Source organism: Streptomyces sp. ERV7 (assembly GCF_001653515.1).
Lineage (GTDB): Bacteria > Actinomycetota > Actinomycetes > Streptomycetales > Streptomycetaceae > Streptomyces.
On sequence record NZ_LYOY01000029.1, the window covers coordinates 674,602 to 687,548 of the forward strand.

Annotated in this window: 13 protein-coding genes and 1 pseudogene; 9 read left to right on the top strand and 5 right to left on the bottom strand. The window is 72.3% G+C overall.

Annotated elements, in window-relative coordinates; translation table 11 throughout:
- Nucleotides 1–34: 34 nt before the first annotated feature.
- A complete protein-coding gene (locus tag A8W25_RS09360; RefSeq protein WP_067160899.1) occupies nucleotides 35–1,462 on the bottom strand; it encodes an MFS transporter in 1,428 nt (475 codons plus the stop codon).
- 240 nt (nucleotides 1,463–1,702) lie between these two features.
- Here A8W25_RS09360 and A8W25_RS34785 point away from each other — a divergent pair, with 240 nt between their 5' ends.
- Nucleotides 1,703–1,993 (top strand): HNH endonuclease, encoded by a 291-nt coding sequence (locus A8W25_RS34785; protein WP_067158538.1) that lies wholly within the window; start codon nucleotides 1,703–1,705, stop codon nucleotides 1,991–1,993.
- A 142-nt stretch (nucleotides 1,994–2,135) separates the two neighbouring features.
- Here A8W25_RS34785 and A8W25_RS09370 read toward each other — a convergent pair whose 3' ends face one another.
- The gene (locus tag A8W25_RS09370; protein ID WP_079125921.1) at nucleotides 2,136–3,251 is read right to left on the bottom strand and encodes a helix-turn-helix domain-containing protein; all 1,116 of its coding nucleotides are present in this window, start codon (nucleotides 3,249–3,251) and stop codon (nucleotides 2,136–2,138) included.
- A gap of 144 nt (nucleotides 3,252–3,395) precedes the next feature.
- Here A8W25_RS09370 and A8W25_RS09375 point away from each other — a divergent pair, with 144 nt between their 5' ends.
- The 4 genes from A8W25_RS09375 (at nucleotide 3,396) to A8W25_RS33910 (ending at nucleotide 4,973) form a co-directional block, all read left to right on the top strand.
- On the top strand, nucleotides 3,396–3,614 hold the full coding sequence (locus tag A8W25_RS09375) for a hypothetical protein (protein WP_067158540.1): 219 nt from the start codon (nucleotides 3,396–3,398) through the stop codon (nucleotides 3,612–3,614).
- Between the two features lie 196 nt (nucleotides 3,615–3,810).
- On the top strand, nucleotides 3,811–4,125 hold the full coding sequence (locus A8W25_RS09385; RefSeq protein ID WP_067158544.1) for a hypothetical protein: 315 nt from the start codon (nucleotides 3,811–3,813) through the stop codon (nucleotides 4,123–4,125).
- 209 nt (nucleotides 4,126–4,334) lie between these two features.
- A complete protein-coding gene (locus A8W25_RS09390) occupies nucleotides 4,335–4,544 on the top strand; it encodes a DUF397 domain-containing protein (protein ID WP_067160906.1) in 210 nt (69 codons plus the stop codon).
- 225 nt (nucleotides 4,545–4,769) lie between these two features.
- Nucleotides 4,770–4,973: a DUF732 domain-containing protein gene (locus A8W25_RS33910; protein ID WP_324616194.1), complete on the top strand. Its 204-nt coding sequence runs from the start codon at nucleotides 4,770–4,772 to the stop codon at nucleotides 4,971–4,973.
- Nucleotides 4,974–5,063: 90 nt separating this feature from the next.
- On the opposite strand, the pseudogene A8W25_RS09395 reads toward A8W25_RS33910, so the two are convergent.
- Nucleotides 5,064–6,195: pseudogene (locus A8W25_RS09395) on the bottom strand (thiolase C-terminal domain-containing protein).
- A 49-nt stretch (nucleotides 6,196–6,244) separates the two neighbouring features.
- Nucleotides 6,245–8,401: an acyl-CoA dehydrogenase gene (locus A8W25_RS09400; RefSeq protein WP_067158546.1), complete on the bottom strand. Its 2,157-nt coding sequence runs from the start codon at nucleotides 8,399–8,401 to the stop codon at nucleotides 6,245–6,247.
- A gap of 177 nt (nucleotides 8,402–8,578) precedes the next feature.
- Between A8W25_RS09400 and A8W25_RS09405 the strand changes: the two genes are divergently transcribed.
- The 4 genes from A8W25_RS09405 (at nucleotide 8,579) to A8W25_RS09420 (ending at nucleotide 12,390) form a co-directional block, all read left to right on the top strand.
- Nucleotides 8,579–9,226, top strand: a complete 648-nt coding sequence (locus tag A8W25_RS09405; protein WP_067158548.1) for a class I SAM-dependent methyltransferase — start codon at nucleotides 8,579–8,581, stop codon at nucleotides 9,224–9,226.
- Between the two features lie 74 nt (nucleotides 9,227–9,300).
- Nucleotides 9,301–10,260: an N-acetylmuramoyl-L-alanine amidase gene (locus tag A8W25_RS09410; RefSeq protein ID WP_067158550.1), complete on the top strand. Its 960-nt coding sequence runs from the start codon at nucleotides 9,301–9,303 to the stop codon at nucleotides 10,258–10,260.
- Nucleotides 10,261–10,446: 186 nt separating this feature from the next.
- The gene (locus A8W25_RS09415) at nucleotides 10,447–11,271 is read left to right on the top strand and encodes a DUF5336 domain-containing protein (protein WP_067158552.1); all 825 of its coding nucleotides are present in this window, start codon (nucleotides 10,447–10,449) and stop codon (nucleotides 11,269–11,271) included.
- A gap of 96 nt (nucleotides 11,272–11,367) precedes the next feature.
- Nucleotides 11,368–12,390, top strand: a complete 1,023-nt coding sequence (locus A8W25_RS09420) for an LLM class F420-dependent oxidoreductase (RefSeq protein ID WP_067158554.1) — start codon at nucleotides 11,368–11,370, stop codon at nucleotides 12,388–12,390.
- On the opposite strand, the gene A8W25_RS09425 is transcribed toward A8W25_RS09420, so the two are convergent.
- Nucleotides 12,377–12,943 (bottom strand): hypothetical protein, encoded by a 567-nt coding sequence (locus A8W25_RS09425; protein WP_067158556.1) that lies wholly within the window; start codon nucleotides 12,941–12,943, stop codon nucleotides 12,377–12,379. The two genes, A8W25_RS09420 and A8W25_RS09425, sit on opposite strands and share 14 nt — an antisense overlap.
- Between the last annotated feature and the right edge of the window lie 4 nt (nucleotides 12,944–12,947).

Consider the following 12,947-nt stretch of genomic DNA (forward strand, 5'->3'; position numbering starts at 1 on the left):
CTGCGCAGGCGGGGGTTCAAAGACAGGCTCTGAGTCACTTCTTCGCCGCGGTGGCCCTGGGCAGCCACACCAGCGCGACGACCGTGCTGGCGAGCAGGACGAAGCCGCCGGTGCGGAACGCGAGCGCGTAGCCCTCGGTGAGCGCCTCGGGGGTCGGCGAGTCGCCGCTACGGGCGGTGGCGACGGTCGACAGGATGGCGAGGCCGAGCGCGCCGCCCATCGTGCGGGAGGTGTTGACGAGCCCCGAGACGAGCCCGGCCTCGCCCGGTGCGGCGCCGGAGGTGGCGAGCGAGGCGAGCGGCGTCGTGGCCAGGCCCGCGCCGGTCATCATCAGCACGCCGGGCACCAGGATCGCCATCCAGTACGGGTCGTGCGCGTGCATCGTGGACTGCCAGCCGAACCCGGCGGCGGCGATCAGTACGCCGAGGACCGTGAGGTTGCGGGTCCCGGTCACCGGCATCAGCCGGGGGGCGATCTTGGCGCCGAAGACGATGCTCAACGAGCTGGGGACGAGGGCGAGTCCGGCGCCCAGCGGGGTGTAGCCGAGCACGTTCTGGGCGTACAGGGTCATGAAGTACCAGGTGCAGAAGGTGGCCGAGCCGCAGGCGAACATCACGACGTTGGCGGACGAGACGGACCGCAGGCGCAGCAGCCGCAGCGGCATCAGCGGCGCCGCCGCCCGTGCCTCGACGGCGAGGAACGCGCCGAGCAGCGCGAGCCCGCCCAGCAGCGGGGCGAGCGTCTGCGGAGCGGTCCAGCCGGCCCGCTCGGTCTGCACGATGCCGTATGCGAGGACCGCGAGCCCGCCGGTGACGGCGACCGCGCCGGGCAGGTCCAGGCGGTTGCGGGTGGCGGCGCGGCTCTCCGTGATCCACAGGGTGGCGCCGGTGAGGACGAGGGCGCCGACGGGCACGTTGATGAGCAGCACCCAGCGCCACGACAGGGTGTCGGTGAGCACCCCGCCGACCAGCCCGCCCGCCGCGCCGCCGCCCGCGCCGACCGCGGCCCAGGTGCCTATGGCCCTGGTACGGGCGGCCCCCTCCGGGACGGCGGCGGTGAGGATGGTGAGGGTGGACGGCGCGAGCACGGCGGCGCCGAGTCCCTGTACGCCACGGGCGGCCAGCAACTGCCAGCCCTCCTGGGCGAGTCCGCCGGCGAGGCTGGCGGCGGTGAAGAGCCCGAGCCCGACGAGGAACATGCGCTTGCGCCCGAAGAGGTCTCCGGCGCGGCCGCCGAGGAGCATGAACCCGGCGTACGCGATGGAGTAGGCGTTGACGACCCACTGCAGCCCGGTCGGGGTCATCCCGAGCCCGGTGCGCATGGAGGGCAGGGCCACGTTGACGACGGAGACGTCGAGGACGACGAGGAACTGCCCGGCACAGGCGGCGAGCAGGACGAGCCAGGTGCGGGTGGGCTGTGTCCGGGTGGGTATGGCGGCGGTGTCTGGGGGCGCTTGGACCATGCGGGCCATGGTCGCACGGGGGTGTGTTTCCCCACCCCGCCCCTTCCCTAAAGCCCTTGGCGGGCGGCCGGGTTGGGGGCCGGGGCCCGCCCCGGGCCCCTTGTCTCCTGCGGACCGTGGGCGGCTGGTCGCGCAGTTCCCCGCGCCCCTGACTGCGAGGATCGGGCCGGTGTCCGCACACGCCGTGCACGGGGCCGCCGACGAGTGCAGGAATGAGGTACGGCCTGGTGCGACTGGTGCTTGGACACCTTCCCCTCGGATGAGGTGGACGACGTGGACCACATGCGCCCGCTGTCCCTCGGTGGCGAGGACAGAGAAAGCAACGTGCAAGTGCTGTGCCACGGGTGCCACCAGCTCAAGACTGAGGCCGACGCCGGGGTCTCCGGTCTGACCGACGGCGGCGTGCAGACCACCTACCTGGGCGAGTCCCCTGACAAGCCCGTCTACCGCACCCGCATCGACTTCTACTGCGGCCTCGCCCTCTTCGGCGGTAAGGCCGCCGCACGGCTGACCAACGTCCTCGCCGGCTGACCCGCAGCACCACAGAGCCCCCGCGCTCGTCACCCATCGGGGTGGCGGGGGCGGGGGCTTTCGTCGTGTCCGGAAACGCTGGCTTTCGCGTGTCCACATGATGCCGGAGACGTTCGGATGACGGTGCCCAGCGACCGCGCACTCAGTAGACCGGTCGACCCTCTACCTCTGCCATGAGGAGCCGGAGGGTCAGGGAGTGCTTTTCGGGGGGCAGGGCTTCCAGGGCGGCCCGCGAGTAGGCCACCCCTCCCGCGCTGTCCCCGGACCGGGTGATCATCAGCCCCCGGTGCATTTCAAGGTGCGTGGCGAATCGGGGCAGTGCGGGGGGCAGTTCTGCCCGTGCCGCTTCCTGCGCTCCTACGGCCGTCTTCTCGTCCCCGAGCCGGGCGGCAAGCAGTGAGATGAAGACATTGACTCGCCACCAGGGCACGGCGTAGTCGCTGGTCTGCTCGTACGAACCGGTCTTGTCGAAGACTCGTCGGCCTTGCTCGATGAGCTTCCGCGCTGTGGCGTGGTCTCCTCGGATCGCTGCTGCGTGGGCCTTGCCGAAGATGGCGTTCAGTAGCCCGAGCGAGGGCTTGTTGCTGATCGCCATTGCCTGGTCGGCCAGCATGTCGGCAACGCCGAGGGATGCGCCCTCGTACCCCAGGGCGATAGCCGCGCGGCCCCGGACCCACACGCGCGCCGCCTCGTCTCCGGACTGGTCGGCTGCCTTGGCCGCCATGCGGTACCAGTGGACGGCCTTGGAGCCATCCGACCCCGGAAAAGTTTTGGCGTACAGGGTCATCAACCGGGAGGCCACAGACCACAGTTGGGGGGCGTCGAGCTGTTGTTGCACGGTGACCAGTTCCGCGCTGATACGCCGCTGAATGTCGGCAGCGCCCAGGCTCATGTACTCGGTGCCGTACGTGGCCAGCTTGGCCTCCCAGGCATCCGCTGTGGGACCGCCGGACAGGCGGGCGGCGAACCCTGCGGACAGCAGGTCTGAGGCCACCACAGGGGCTATGGCGGCTCCGGCTGCATCGGTCAGGAACGTACGGCGCTTCACTTCACCCTCAAGCACTGCTAGGGGCACGTCGAGGACTGCGGACAGGCACCGCAGGTAGAACGGGCCAGGCGTGACCTTGGAACGCTCCCAACGGCTCACATACTCCCGATCGAGGTTCGTTCCGAAGGTGTCGTTGATCGCCGACGCTAGCCGCCCCTGGCTCCATCCGCGAGCCTTCCGAAGGTCTGCGATCAGTTCCCCGATGGCCATGGGCCCATCTTGCCCCTACAGATGCCTCTAGACCGGTGGTGAACGGGGATGCGGTGGCAACTTGCCCCTAGGGATGCCCCTACGTGGTCCCGCTGCGGGGCGGGACGATCCTGGCACGACCACGCGAGGGGATGGCGAGAGACCATGGCTGACCACTGGGTCCCCACCACGGGAACGTACGCGGTGGACACGACGAGCGGCCGGATCGGTGAGGTACGCAAGCTGTTCGAGGGGTCGGCGTACCTTGTTCCGCCGGGCGGTGGGGCCGAGTGGGCCGTGAACCCGGCCGACTTGCGGTCCCCGAACGACGCCGAGGTGCGGAAGGCGCAGGTGTGGACGCGCCCGGTGGGGGGTCGGCGCTGATGTGGGCTGCGGCACCGGCGCCCAGGTGGGTGCCCGCTCCGGGCGTGCTCGTCAAAGACACGGCGCGCGGTCAGCTCGGGACAGCCGTCGCGTGGGACGGCGACACGCGCACAGTCACGCTGGTACCGCCGGACGGTAACGGGGAGCCCTGGGAGACCGGCGCGTTCCGCCCGGCGAACGAGCCGGAGGGGCAGCGGTGAGCGTCAGAAGCACGCTGCGCGCTGTGGTCTACAAGGTGCTGCGCCACCCGTCCAGCGAACTGACCATGACCGCCCGGTGCATGCACGGCAGCGGATGTCAGTGGACCCTGGGCGCGACGGCGGACCTCAAGGCCGGAAGCGTCGCCGTGATCGAGCACACCGCCGCCACGGGGCACGCGATCTTCGCCCGCACGCTGGAAGACATGGCGTGCGTAGTGCTCGACAACCCCCAGGAGCAAGCCCGCCGCGTAGCGGTCAACCGGCTGGAACTCGCGGCCGCGGAGGAGCACGCGAGGGCTGGTCACCCCTGAGACTCCCGCCCCCGGTGAGGCCCGTACTCGCCCCTGCTGCCGATGGCGTGGCGCGAGTGGCAGTGGTCCCGTTCCGGCCGGGGGTCGGGGCAAGCCCCCGTCCGGCTGTTGCGCCCTCTCATTCCCGTGAGACGTGACGGCCGGGCGGGTCGCAAGTGCACGACGGCGCGGGGACCGACTCCCCGCTCTTCGACGGGAGGAAACGCACGATGGCTGAGCGACCTGAGTTCGAGTTCCACACGTCCAGCATGTGCAAGTACGACCCGAACGACCGACGCTGTGTCGAGGTGGCGACCAACGTCCCCGGCAAGGTGGCCGTCCGCAACTCCGAGACGGGCCAGACGGTCGAGTTCACGGCGGTTGAGTGGACCGACTTCCTGGGCGGTGCCAAGCTGGGCGAGTTCGACTTGTCGGCATAGGGAGACCCCATGCAGCCGTGCCCGCGATGCGGCGGCAGCGCGGAGACCGATCCGGAGCACGCCCGGGTGGTGTGCTGCCTGTCGTGCTGGCACACATGGGTGCTTCCCGATGAGCGGCCCTGCGCCGGGACGCGAAACCTTCTGACCCCGGGGCTGCGCATGCTGGAGGAGTACCGGGACCTGAACCGCTGAGTCGCGCAACAGCCCCGGTCGGCACGTGCCCCAATGTGCTGGCCAGGGTTGGTCGCCAAGGAAGACCGGGCCGTGGACCGGGCCCTGAACGTCTGCTCTGACATCAAGGGCGGCAAGGATGACGTCACGGTCCGGAAGAACGCGAAGAGCCGCTACGAGGGCGGCACGGTGCCGAGCCTCACGGACGACCAGGCCGCGAACATCGTGACCGCCGTGAAGGCCTCGTTCTGCTCGTAGATCAGTCCCAGACGGGGAGCAAGCCCCGTTCGGCCACAGTGCCGGACGGGGCTTCCTTGTGCCCTGACCAGGCCCTACCCTCCAGAACACCTACTTCCGAGCATCGGAAAGGGGCGGGGTGGGGGACCTCAGGAGCGTCACTACCGCCGCCCCGCCCCGTCCCGTTGTGCGTCACCAGCTCCCCCACCTGCGCCAGCCCCGTCGCCCCCAGCGGGTGGCCCTTGGAGATCAGGCCGCCGGAAGGGTTCACCACCCACCGGCCGCCGTACGTCGTCGCCCCGGACTCCACCAGCTTTCCGGACTCCCCCTCGCCGCACATGCCGAGCGCCTCGTACGTCAGCAGCTCGTTGATGGAGAAGCAGTCGTGGAGCTCGATGACGTCGACGTCCTCGATGCCGAGGCCGGAGCGCTCGTACACGGACCGCGCCGCCGCCCGCGACATGCCGGCCCCGACCACGTCGATGCACCGGCCGGAGTCGAACGACGCCGCCGTGTCCGTCGTCATCGCCTGGGCGACGATCTCCACCGCCCGCTCCTCGATGCCGTGCGCCGCCGCGAACCGCTCGGAGACGACGACGGCCGCCGCCGCGCCGTCCGACGTCGGCGAGCACTGGAGCTTGGTCAGCGGACGGTGCACGGTCCTGGAGGCGAGCACCTCCGCCACCGAGTACTCCACCTGGAACTGCGCGTGCGGATTGTGCACCGAGTGCCGGTGGTTCTTCGCGCCGACCGCCGCCAGCTGCGCCTCGGTCGTCCCGTACAGCTCCATGTGCTCGCGCGCCGCGTTGCCGAAGATCTGCGCCGTCGGCGGGCTCATCTCGAAGCCGTGGGCGGCGGCCATCACGCCGTAGTGGCGGGCGACCGGGGACGTGGCGAAGTCGCCGCCGTCCGCCCCGCCCCCGAGCGCGCCCCGCTTCATCTTCTCGAAGCCGAGCGCCAGCACGCACTCGCTCACTCCGCCCTCCACCAGCTGCCGCGCCAGCATCAGCGCACTGGACCCGGTGGCGCAGTTGTTGTTGACGTTGTGGACGGGGACGCCGGTGAGGCCCAGTTCGTACGCGGCCCGCTGGCCCGCCGTGGACGGCTGGAAGCAGTAGCCCGCCAGGACCTGTTCCACCTGGCCGTACGCGATCCCGGCGTCCGCGAGCGCCGCCGTCCCGGCCTCCCGCGCCATGTCCCAGTACTGCCACTCCCGCGACTCGGGCTTCTCGAACCTCGTCATGCCGGCACCGGCCACAAAGCTCTTCACGTCCGTACTCCTTCGGGCTCGTTCAGTCTCGCGGCAGGCCGAGGATCCGCTCGGCCACGACATTGAGCTGGACCTGGGTGGTGCCGCCCGCGATGGTCAGACAGCGGGACATCAGATAGCCGTGGACGGCCCGCTCCGCCGGGCCCTCGGCGCTCGCCCCCGCCGGGCCGAGCAGTTCGAGGGCGAGCTCGGCCACCTTCTGCTGGTGGGCGGTCTGGACGAGCTTGCGCACACTGGCCCCCGCCCCGGGCTCCAGGCCCGAGACCTGGAGCAGGGTGGTGCGCAGCCCGACGCAGGCGAGCGCGTGCGCCTCGGCGGCCAGCGCGCCGATCCGGGCGCGGCAGGAGCCGTCGAGCCCGTCGGCGCGGGCGAGGAGCGCCTCCAGACCGGTGTCGAATGTCAACTGGTCGGCCATGTGGACGCGTTCGTTGCCCAGGGTGTTGCGGGCGACCCGCCAGCCGCCGCCCGGCTCTGCGACGACCGCGTCGGGCGCCAGCCGCGCCCCGTCGAAGTACACCTCGTTGAAGAGGGCGTCGCCGGTGATCTCCCGGAGGGGGCGGATGTCGATGCCGGGGGTGTTCTTCATGTCGACCAGGAAGTACGTCAGGCCCTCGTGCTTGGGGGCCGTCGGGTCGGTCCGGGCGAGCAGGATCCCGTGGTCCGCCCACTGGGCCGCGCTCGTCCACACCTTCTGGCCGGTGATCCGCCAGCCGTCGTCGGTGCGCTCGGCCCGGGTCCGCAGGCTCGCCAGGTCCGAGCCCGCCTCCGGCTCCGAGAACAGCTGGCACCACAGCAGGTCCCCGCGCAGGGTCGGCAGCAGGAAGCGCTCCTGCTGCTCCGGCGTCCCGTACGCGAGCAGCGACGGCACCACCCAGGTGCCGATCCCCAGCTCGGCGACCTGCACCCCGGCCGCCCTCAACTCCTCCTGGACGACGAGCTGTTGTACGGGGCCGGCGCCCAGGCCGTACGGCGGCGGCAGATGGGGCGCGGCGTAGCCGGTGGGGGCCAGGGCGCGCCGGGCGGCCGCCGGGTCGAGGCCGCGTACGGACTCGGCCGCCTCCCGCGCCGGGCCCCGGAACGCCTCCGCCTCCTCGGGCAGTTCCAGGCGCAGCTCCCGGCGCGCCCCGGCCCCGGCGAGCCGGACGGCCCGCTGCCGGTGGGTGTCGCCCCCGCCCAGGAGCTGGCGGGCCACCAGGGCGCGGCGCAGATGGAGGTGGGCGTCGTGCTCCCAGGTGAAGCCGATGCCGCCGAGAATCTGGACGCAGTCCTGGGCGCAGGTGAGGGCGGCGTCGAGCGCGGTGGCCGCCGCCAGCGAGGCGGTGAGTCCCCGCACCCCGGCCGGTTCCGACGGCGCCGCCCGCGCCGCGTCCCACACCAGCGCCCGCGCCTGCTCGACCCGGACCAGCATGTCGGCGCACAGGTGCTTGACCGCCTGGAACCGCCCGATGGGCCGCCCGAACTGCTCGCGCACCTTGGCGTGGGCGACCGCCGTCTCCAGCGCCCAGGCGGCGGTCCCGCACGCCTCGGCGGCGAAGAGGACGGCTGCCAGGTCCGGTACGAGTCCGGGGTCCACGGCGAGGACCCGGTCGCCGGGGACGGTGAGGCCGTGCGCGGTGACCTCGGCGGTGGGGCGGGTCGGGTCGGCGCCCGTGTGCGCCCGTACGTCCAGGTCCGCCGCGTCCACCACCAGCCACACCGTCTCCCCGCCCGCCCGCGCGGCAAGCACCAGCAGATCGGCCTGGGCTCCGGCGAGGACGGGCGGCGCGGCCCCGTCGAGCGTCCAGCCCGCCGGATCCGGTACGGCGGTGAGGGTCCCGGGGCCGAGCGCCACGGCCGCGGTCCCGGCCCCGGTCGCGAGGGCGTCCACCGTCGCCGGGTGCCCCGCCCGCTCCAGCACCGCCGCCGCCAGCACGCTGGGCAGATACGGGCCGGGCAGTGCGCCCCTGCCCGCCTCCTCCAGCACCACCGCGAGCTCCACCAGGCCCCCGCCTCCGTGCTCGGCCAGATGGACGCCGAGCAGGCCCTGCTCGGCCAGCGCGTCCCAGTACGGCGGCCGGGAGGCGGTCGCGTCGGCCGCGTCGAGCAGTTTGCGCACTTCCTCGGGCGGCACGGCCCGCGCCAGCCAGCCCCGTACCGCCTCGGCCAGCTCGCGCTGCTCCCGGGTGATTCCGATGCCCATCCGCACTCCCCCGCCGCCGTGGCCGCCACTGGAACGGCGACAGACTAGAACACGTTTCAATCTGACGGAAGGTCAGATCGAGGGCGGGATCGGCCGGGGATTACGATGTGGCGCCCCCTTCACATCGAAGGACCACCGCGCACCGCCACCGCGCGCACGACCCCCGGGAGCCCCGCCATGGCGACACCCAAGCCGGAGATACTCGCCGCCTTCGAGGCCGCCAAGGGCTTCATGCCCCTGGGCGAGGGGCTCGCGCTCTACGCGGCGGCCGTCGAGGCGGGCGCGCTCGGACTGCCGCTCCTGGAGGTCGGCACCTACTGCGGCCGCTCCACGCTGCTGCTCGCGGACGCCGCCCGCGCCGCCGGGACCGTCGCCGTCACCGTCGACCACCACCGGGGCAGCGAGGAGCAGCAGCCGGGCTGGGAGTACCACGACCCGTCCGTGGTCGACCCCGAGGTCGGTCTGATGGACACCCTGCCCACCTTCCGCCGCACCCTGCACAAGGCGGGCCTGGAGGACCACGTGATCGCGGTCGTGGGGCGCTCGCCGCAGGCGGCGCGGGCCTGGGGCGGCCCGGTCGGGCTCGTCTTCATCGACGGCGGGCACACCGACGAGCACGCCAACGGGGACTACGAGGGCTGGGCCCCGCACCTCGCCGAGGGCGGGCTGCTGGTGATCCACGACGTCTTCCCCGAACCGGTCGACGAGTTCACCGGCCAGGCCCCGTACCGCGTCTATCTGCGGGCCCTCGCCTCCGGCGCGTTCACCGAGGTCTCGGCCACCGACTCACTGCGCGTCCTGCGCCGCACGCGCGCCGGGGTGTGACGGCGCACACCACGGCGCACCCCTTCGGCCGCACGCACCGCGCCCCCGCCACCCCGCCCGGCTAGCATCGCAGCGTGTCGTACGACAGCGAGTCCCCCACCCCTGCCCGGCGCCGGCTGCGCGGCAATCTCGTCATCGTGACCGCCGCGCTGGTCCCGACCGCCCTGGCCGGGTGGCTGGTGTGGCAGGCCATGGGCGGCTCCGGCGGCCAGGACGACAAGCCGCCGAAGGTGCTGCCGCTGCCCAGCGCGCCCGCCGTGCGGCCGTCGGGGAACGGGAACGCCCAGCCGCCGACCGTGACCGTGACGGCGACCCCGAAGCCCTCCGCCTCGGCCTCCACCCAGTCCGCCCGGCCCAGCGGGCCGCTCGCCGGACGGGTCGTGGTGATCGACCCGGGGCACAACCCGAGCAACTTCAAGCACGCCACCGAGATCAACCGCCAGGTCGACATCGGGACGAACAAGAAGGAGTGCGACACCACCGGCACCGACACCGAAGGCGGCTACACCGAGGCCGCGTTCACCCTGGACGTCTCGCACCGTCTGCGGGCGCTCCTGGAGAAGCAGGGCGCGACCGTCACGTACACCCAGGACAACGACCGGCCGTTCGGCCCGTGCGTGGACGAGCGGGCCGCGATCGGCAACCGGGCGAAGGCCGACGCGGTCGTCTCGGTGCACGCCGACGGCGCGGCCGAGGGGCAGCACGGCTTCCATGTGATCCTGCCCGCCCTGGTGAACGCGGGGAAGGCGAACACCGCCCCGATCGTGGCCCCCTCGCGTGAGCTGGGTGTGAGGATCGCGGGGAAGTTCGTGCACGCCACCGGCATGCCGCCCTCCAACTACGTGGGCGACGGCACCGGGTTGGACGTCCGCAAGGACCTCGGCGGGCTCAATCTGTCGACCGTGCCGAAGGTGTTCATCGAGTGCGGCAACATGCGGGATTCCGGCGATGCCGCCCTGCTGAGGAGCGCGGACTGGCGACAGAAGGCGGCCCAGGGCATCGCGGACGGGATCGGCAGCTTCCTGCAGAAATGAGGGGTTCGCCGACGGGAGCGGTCGGCTGCGGGTCGGTCACGGTCTGAGCACCGAGGGGACTTCCCACCCGGTCAGACGATAGATTCTCCTCCGGGTGGGGAACCACTCCCGTGCTTCGCGCCGTGTGCACGTACACCGGCGGCAGCGATGACCGCCCCGACGAGACGACCCAAAAGGACTATTTACGTGAACATCCGCTCCCTCACGCGAGGCGACGGCGTGGTGATCGGAGCAGCGGTGGTGCTGTTCATCGCCTCGTTCCTCGATCTCTACTCGGTCGGCAATTCGTGCTCCGGTACGTTCTGCCCGAAGCTCGACCTGCCGAACGCCTGGGACTCGCTGGGCCTGCTGATGAGCATGTTCCTGGCCGGCATCATCGGCGCGGTCCTCATCGTGGTGGCGCGTTCGCTGCCGCAGCCGAAGAAGATCGCCGGCATCGACCTGGGCCAGTTCGGCACCGCGTTCACGATCTTCTCGGCGTGGACCGCGTTCTGGACCATCATCGACATGGACAAGGCCGGCGCCGGCATGATCCTCGGCCTGATCGCCGCGCTGGTGCTCGCCGCCGGTGCCGTGGCCGGTCCGATGGTCGCCGCGCTCAAGGCCCCGCTCATGGGCAGCGCGACCCCGGCCGTGGCCCCGTACGGCGCCCAGCCCTACGGCGCCCAGCCCCCGGCGGGTGGCTACGGCTACCCGGGTGCCGCCCAGCCGCAGCCGTTCGGTGCGCAGGGCACCGACCCGAGCCAGGGCGGCCAGACCCCGGCGCCCGCCGCCCCGTCCCAGCCGCAGCCCGCGGCCGGTGCCCAGGCCGGTGACTTCGCCCCGTTCTGGTTCGCCGTTCCGGTGGCCCGTCCGCTGTACGCGGAGGACGGCTCCCCCACGCCGATCGCCGAGCTCGCGCCCGGCACCTGGTACCTGGCGGTGGAGCAGCGCGGTGCGGCCCTGGTCGCGCAGACGCAGGACGGCCGCCGCGGCGTCCTCCAGGACACCACGGGCATCCAGCGGGGCTGACGCCTCGCACCCCAGGCCCCTCGCCCTTTCGGGCGGGGGGCCTTTGCCGTACGCTCCCCTGACGATCCGTCAGTTACCTCGGTGAGGGGCGTCGGCATGCGGCTGGGACTGGCACTGGGCTACTGGGGGCGCGGCCCGAACCCCGGGCATCCGGAACTCGCCCGGGAGGCGGAACGCCTCGGCTACGACTCCGTGTGGACGGCGGAGGCCTGGGGCTCCGACGCCTTCACCCCGCTGACCTGGATCGCCGCGCACACCTCCCGTATCCGCCTGGGCACGGCGGTGGCGCAGATGGCGGCCCGCACCCCCACCGCGACCGCCATGCACGCACTGACCCTGGACCACCTCTCGGGCGGCCGGATGATGCTCGGCCTCGGTCTTTCGGGGCCGCAGGTGGTGGAGGGGTGGTACGGACGGCCGTTCCCGTCCAGCCCGCTGACGGCGACGCGGGAGTACGTGGAGGTGATCCGGCAGGTGCTGCGGCGCGGGGCGCCGGTGGAGCTGGACGGCCGCTTCCACGCACACCCCTACCGGGGCGCGGACGGCACCGGCCTCGGCAAACCCCTCAAGGCGATCACCCATCCGCTGCGGGCGGACCTGCCTCTGCTGCTCGGCGCCGAGGGCCCCAAGAACATCGCCCAGACGACCCGGATCGCGGACGGCTGGCTGCCGCTGTACTGGTCGCCGACCCGCCTCGACGCGTACAAGGAGTCGCTGGCCCGGGCGCCCGAGGGCTTCACGGTCGCGCCCATGGTCCGGGCGCACGTGTGCGAGGACGTGGCCGAGGGACTGCTCCCGGTCAAGGCGATGCTCGGCTTCTACATCGGCGGGATGGGGCACGCGGCCCGCAACTTCCACGCGGATCTCATGGCGCGGATGGGGTACGAGGCCGAAGCCCGCCGGATCCAGGCGCTGTTCGCCGAGGGCCGCCGCGAGGAGGCGGTACGGGCGGTTCCGGACGCCTTCGCCGACGAGATCTCGCTGGTCGGTCCGCGCGAACGGATCGCGGAGCGGCTGGAGTTGTGGCGCGAGGGCCCGGTGACGGACCTCCTGGTCACCTCACCGGACCCGACGACGCTACGGGTGATGGCGGAGCTGGTGGGGGTCAGCCGCCGCTGAGCTGCGAGGCCGACGGCACCTGGTCCTTGACCTCGGCGCCCGCGCCCTTGCCCGCGTCCTTCACGCCGTTGATGACGTTCTCGAACATCCCGACGTCCGCGTCGGTGGCGTCGCCCTTGCGGAGCTTGCTGCCGAGGTTCTTGAGCGAGTCGATGCCGGAGCTGAGGGGGGCGACGGCCTTGGAGAGGAGCGGGTCGCCCTTGGCGTTGTTCACGGCCGCCTTCAGCCGGTTGTACGTGAAGGCACCGGCGAGCCCCGCCTTGACCAGGGCGAACGTCCGGCCCTTGGTGCCCTTCTTGAACTTGCCCGCCTTGAAGGGCTTCACGATCCACTGGTAGGCGGCCCCCGCCGCGAGTCCCGCGTTGGCGACGAACCGCGTCTTGGCGAGCTTCTGCTTCTCGAACGAACTGGACGGCGAGACGCTGGCCTCCGCCGCGGTCAGGCTGTTGCGGGCGCTCTTGGTTTCGCCTCCGCAGGCGGTCGTCGACACCAGGATGGCGGTGGAGAGGACGACCGCCGCGAGTATGCGGCGGAGCGGGAGCGTACTGGGCACGGTG

Coding starts and splice junctions, on each gene's coding strand:
- A8W25_RS09390 (WP_067160906.1), top strand. CDS start 4,335: ATGGCTGAGCGACCTGAGTTCGAGTTCCACACGTCCAGCATGTGCAAG.
- A8W25_RS09420 (WP_067158554.1), top strand. CDS start 11,368: ATGCGGCTGGGACTGGCACTGGGCTACTGGGGGCGCGGCCCGAACCCC.
- A8W25_RS09375 (WP_067158540.1), top strand. CDS start 3,396: ATGGCTGACCACTGGGTCCCCACCACGGGAACGTACGCGGTGGACACG.
- A8W25_RS09400 (WP_067158546.1), bottom strand. CDS start 8,401: ATGGGCATCGGAATCACCCGGGAGCAGCGCGAGCTGGCCGAGGCGGTA.
- A8W25_RS09405 (WP_067158548.1), top strand. CDS start 8,579: ATGGCGACACCCAAGCCGGAGATACTCGCCGCCTTCGAGGCCGCCAAG.
- A8W25_RS09360 (WP_067160899.1), bottom strand. CDS start 1,462: ATGGTCCAAGCGCCCCCAGACACCGCCGCCATACCCACCCGGACACAG.
- A8W25_RS09370 (WP_079125921.1), bottom strand. CDS start 3,251: ATGGCCATCGGGGAACTGATCGCAGACCTTCGGAAGGCTCGCGGATGG.
- A8W25_RS33910 (WP_324616194.1), top strand. CDS start 4,770: ATGTGCTGGCCAGGGTTGGTCGCCAAGGAAGACCGGGCCGTGGACCGG.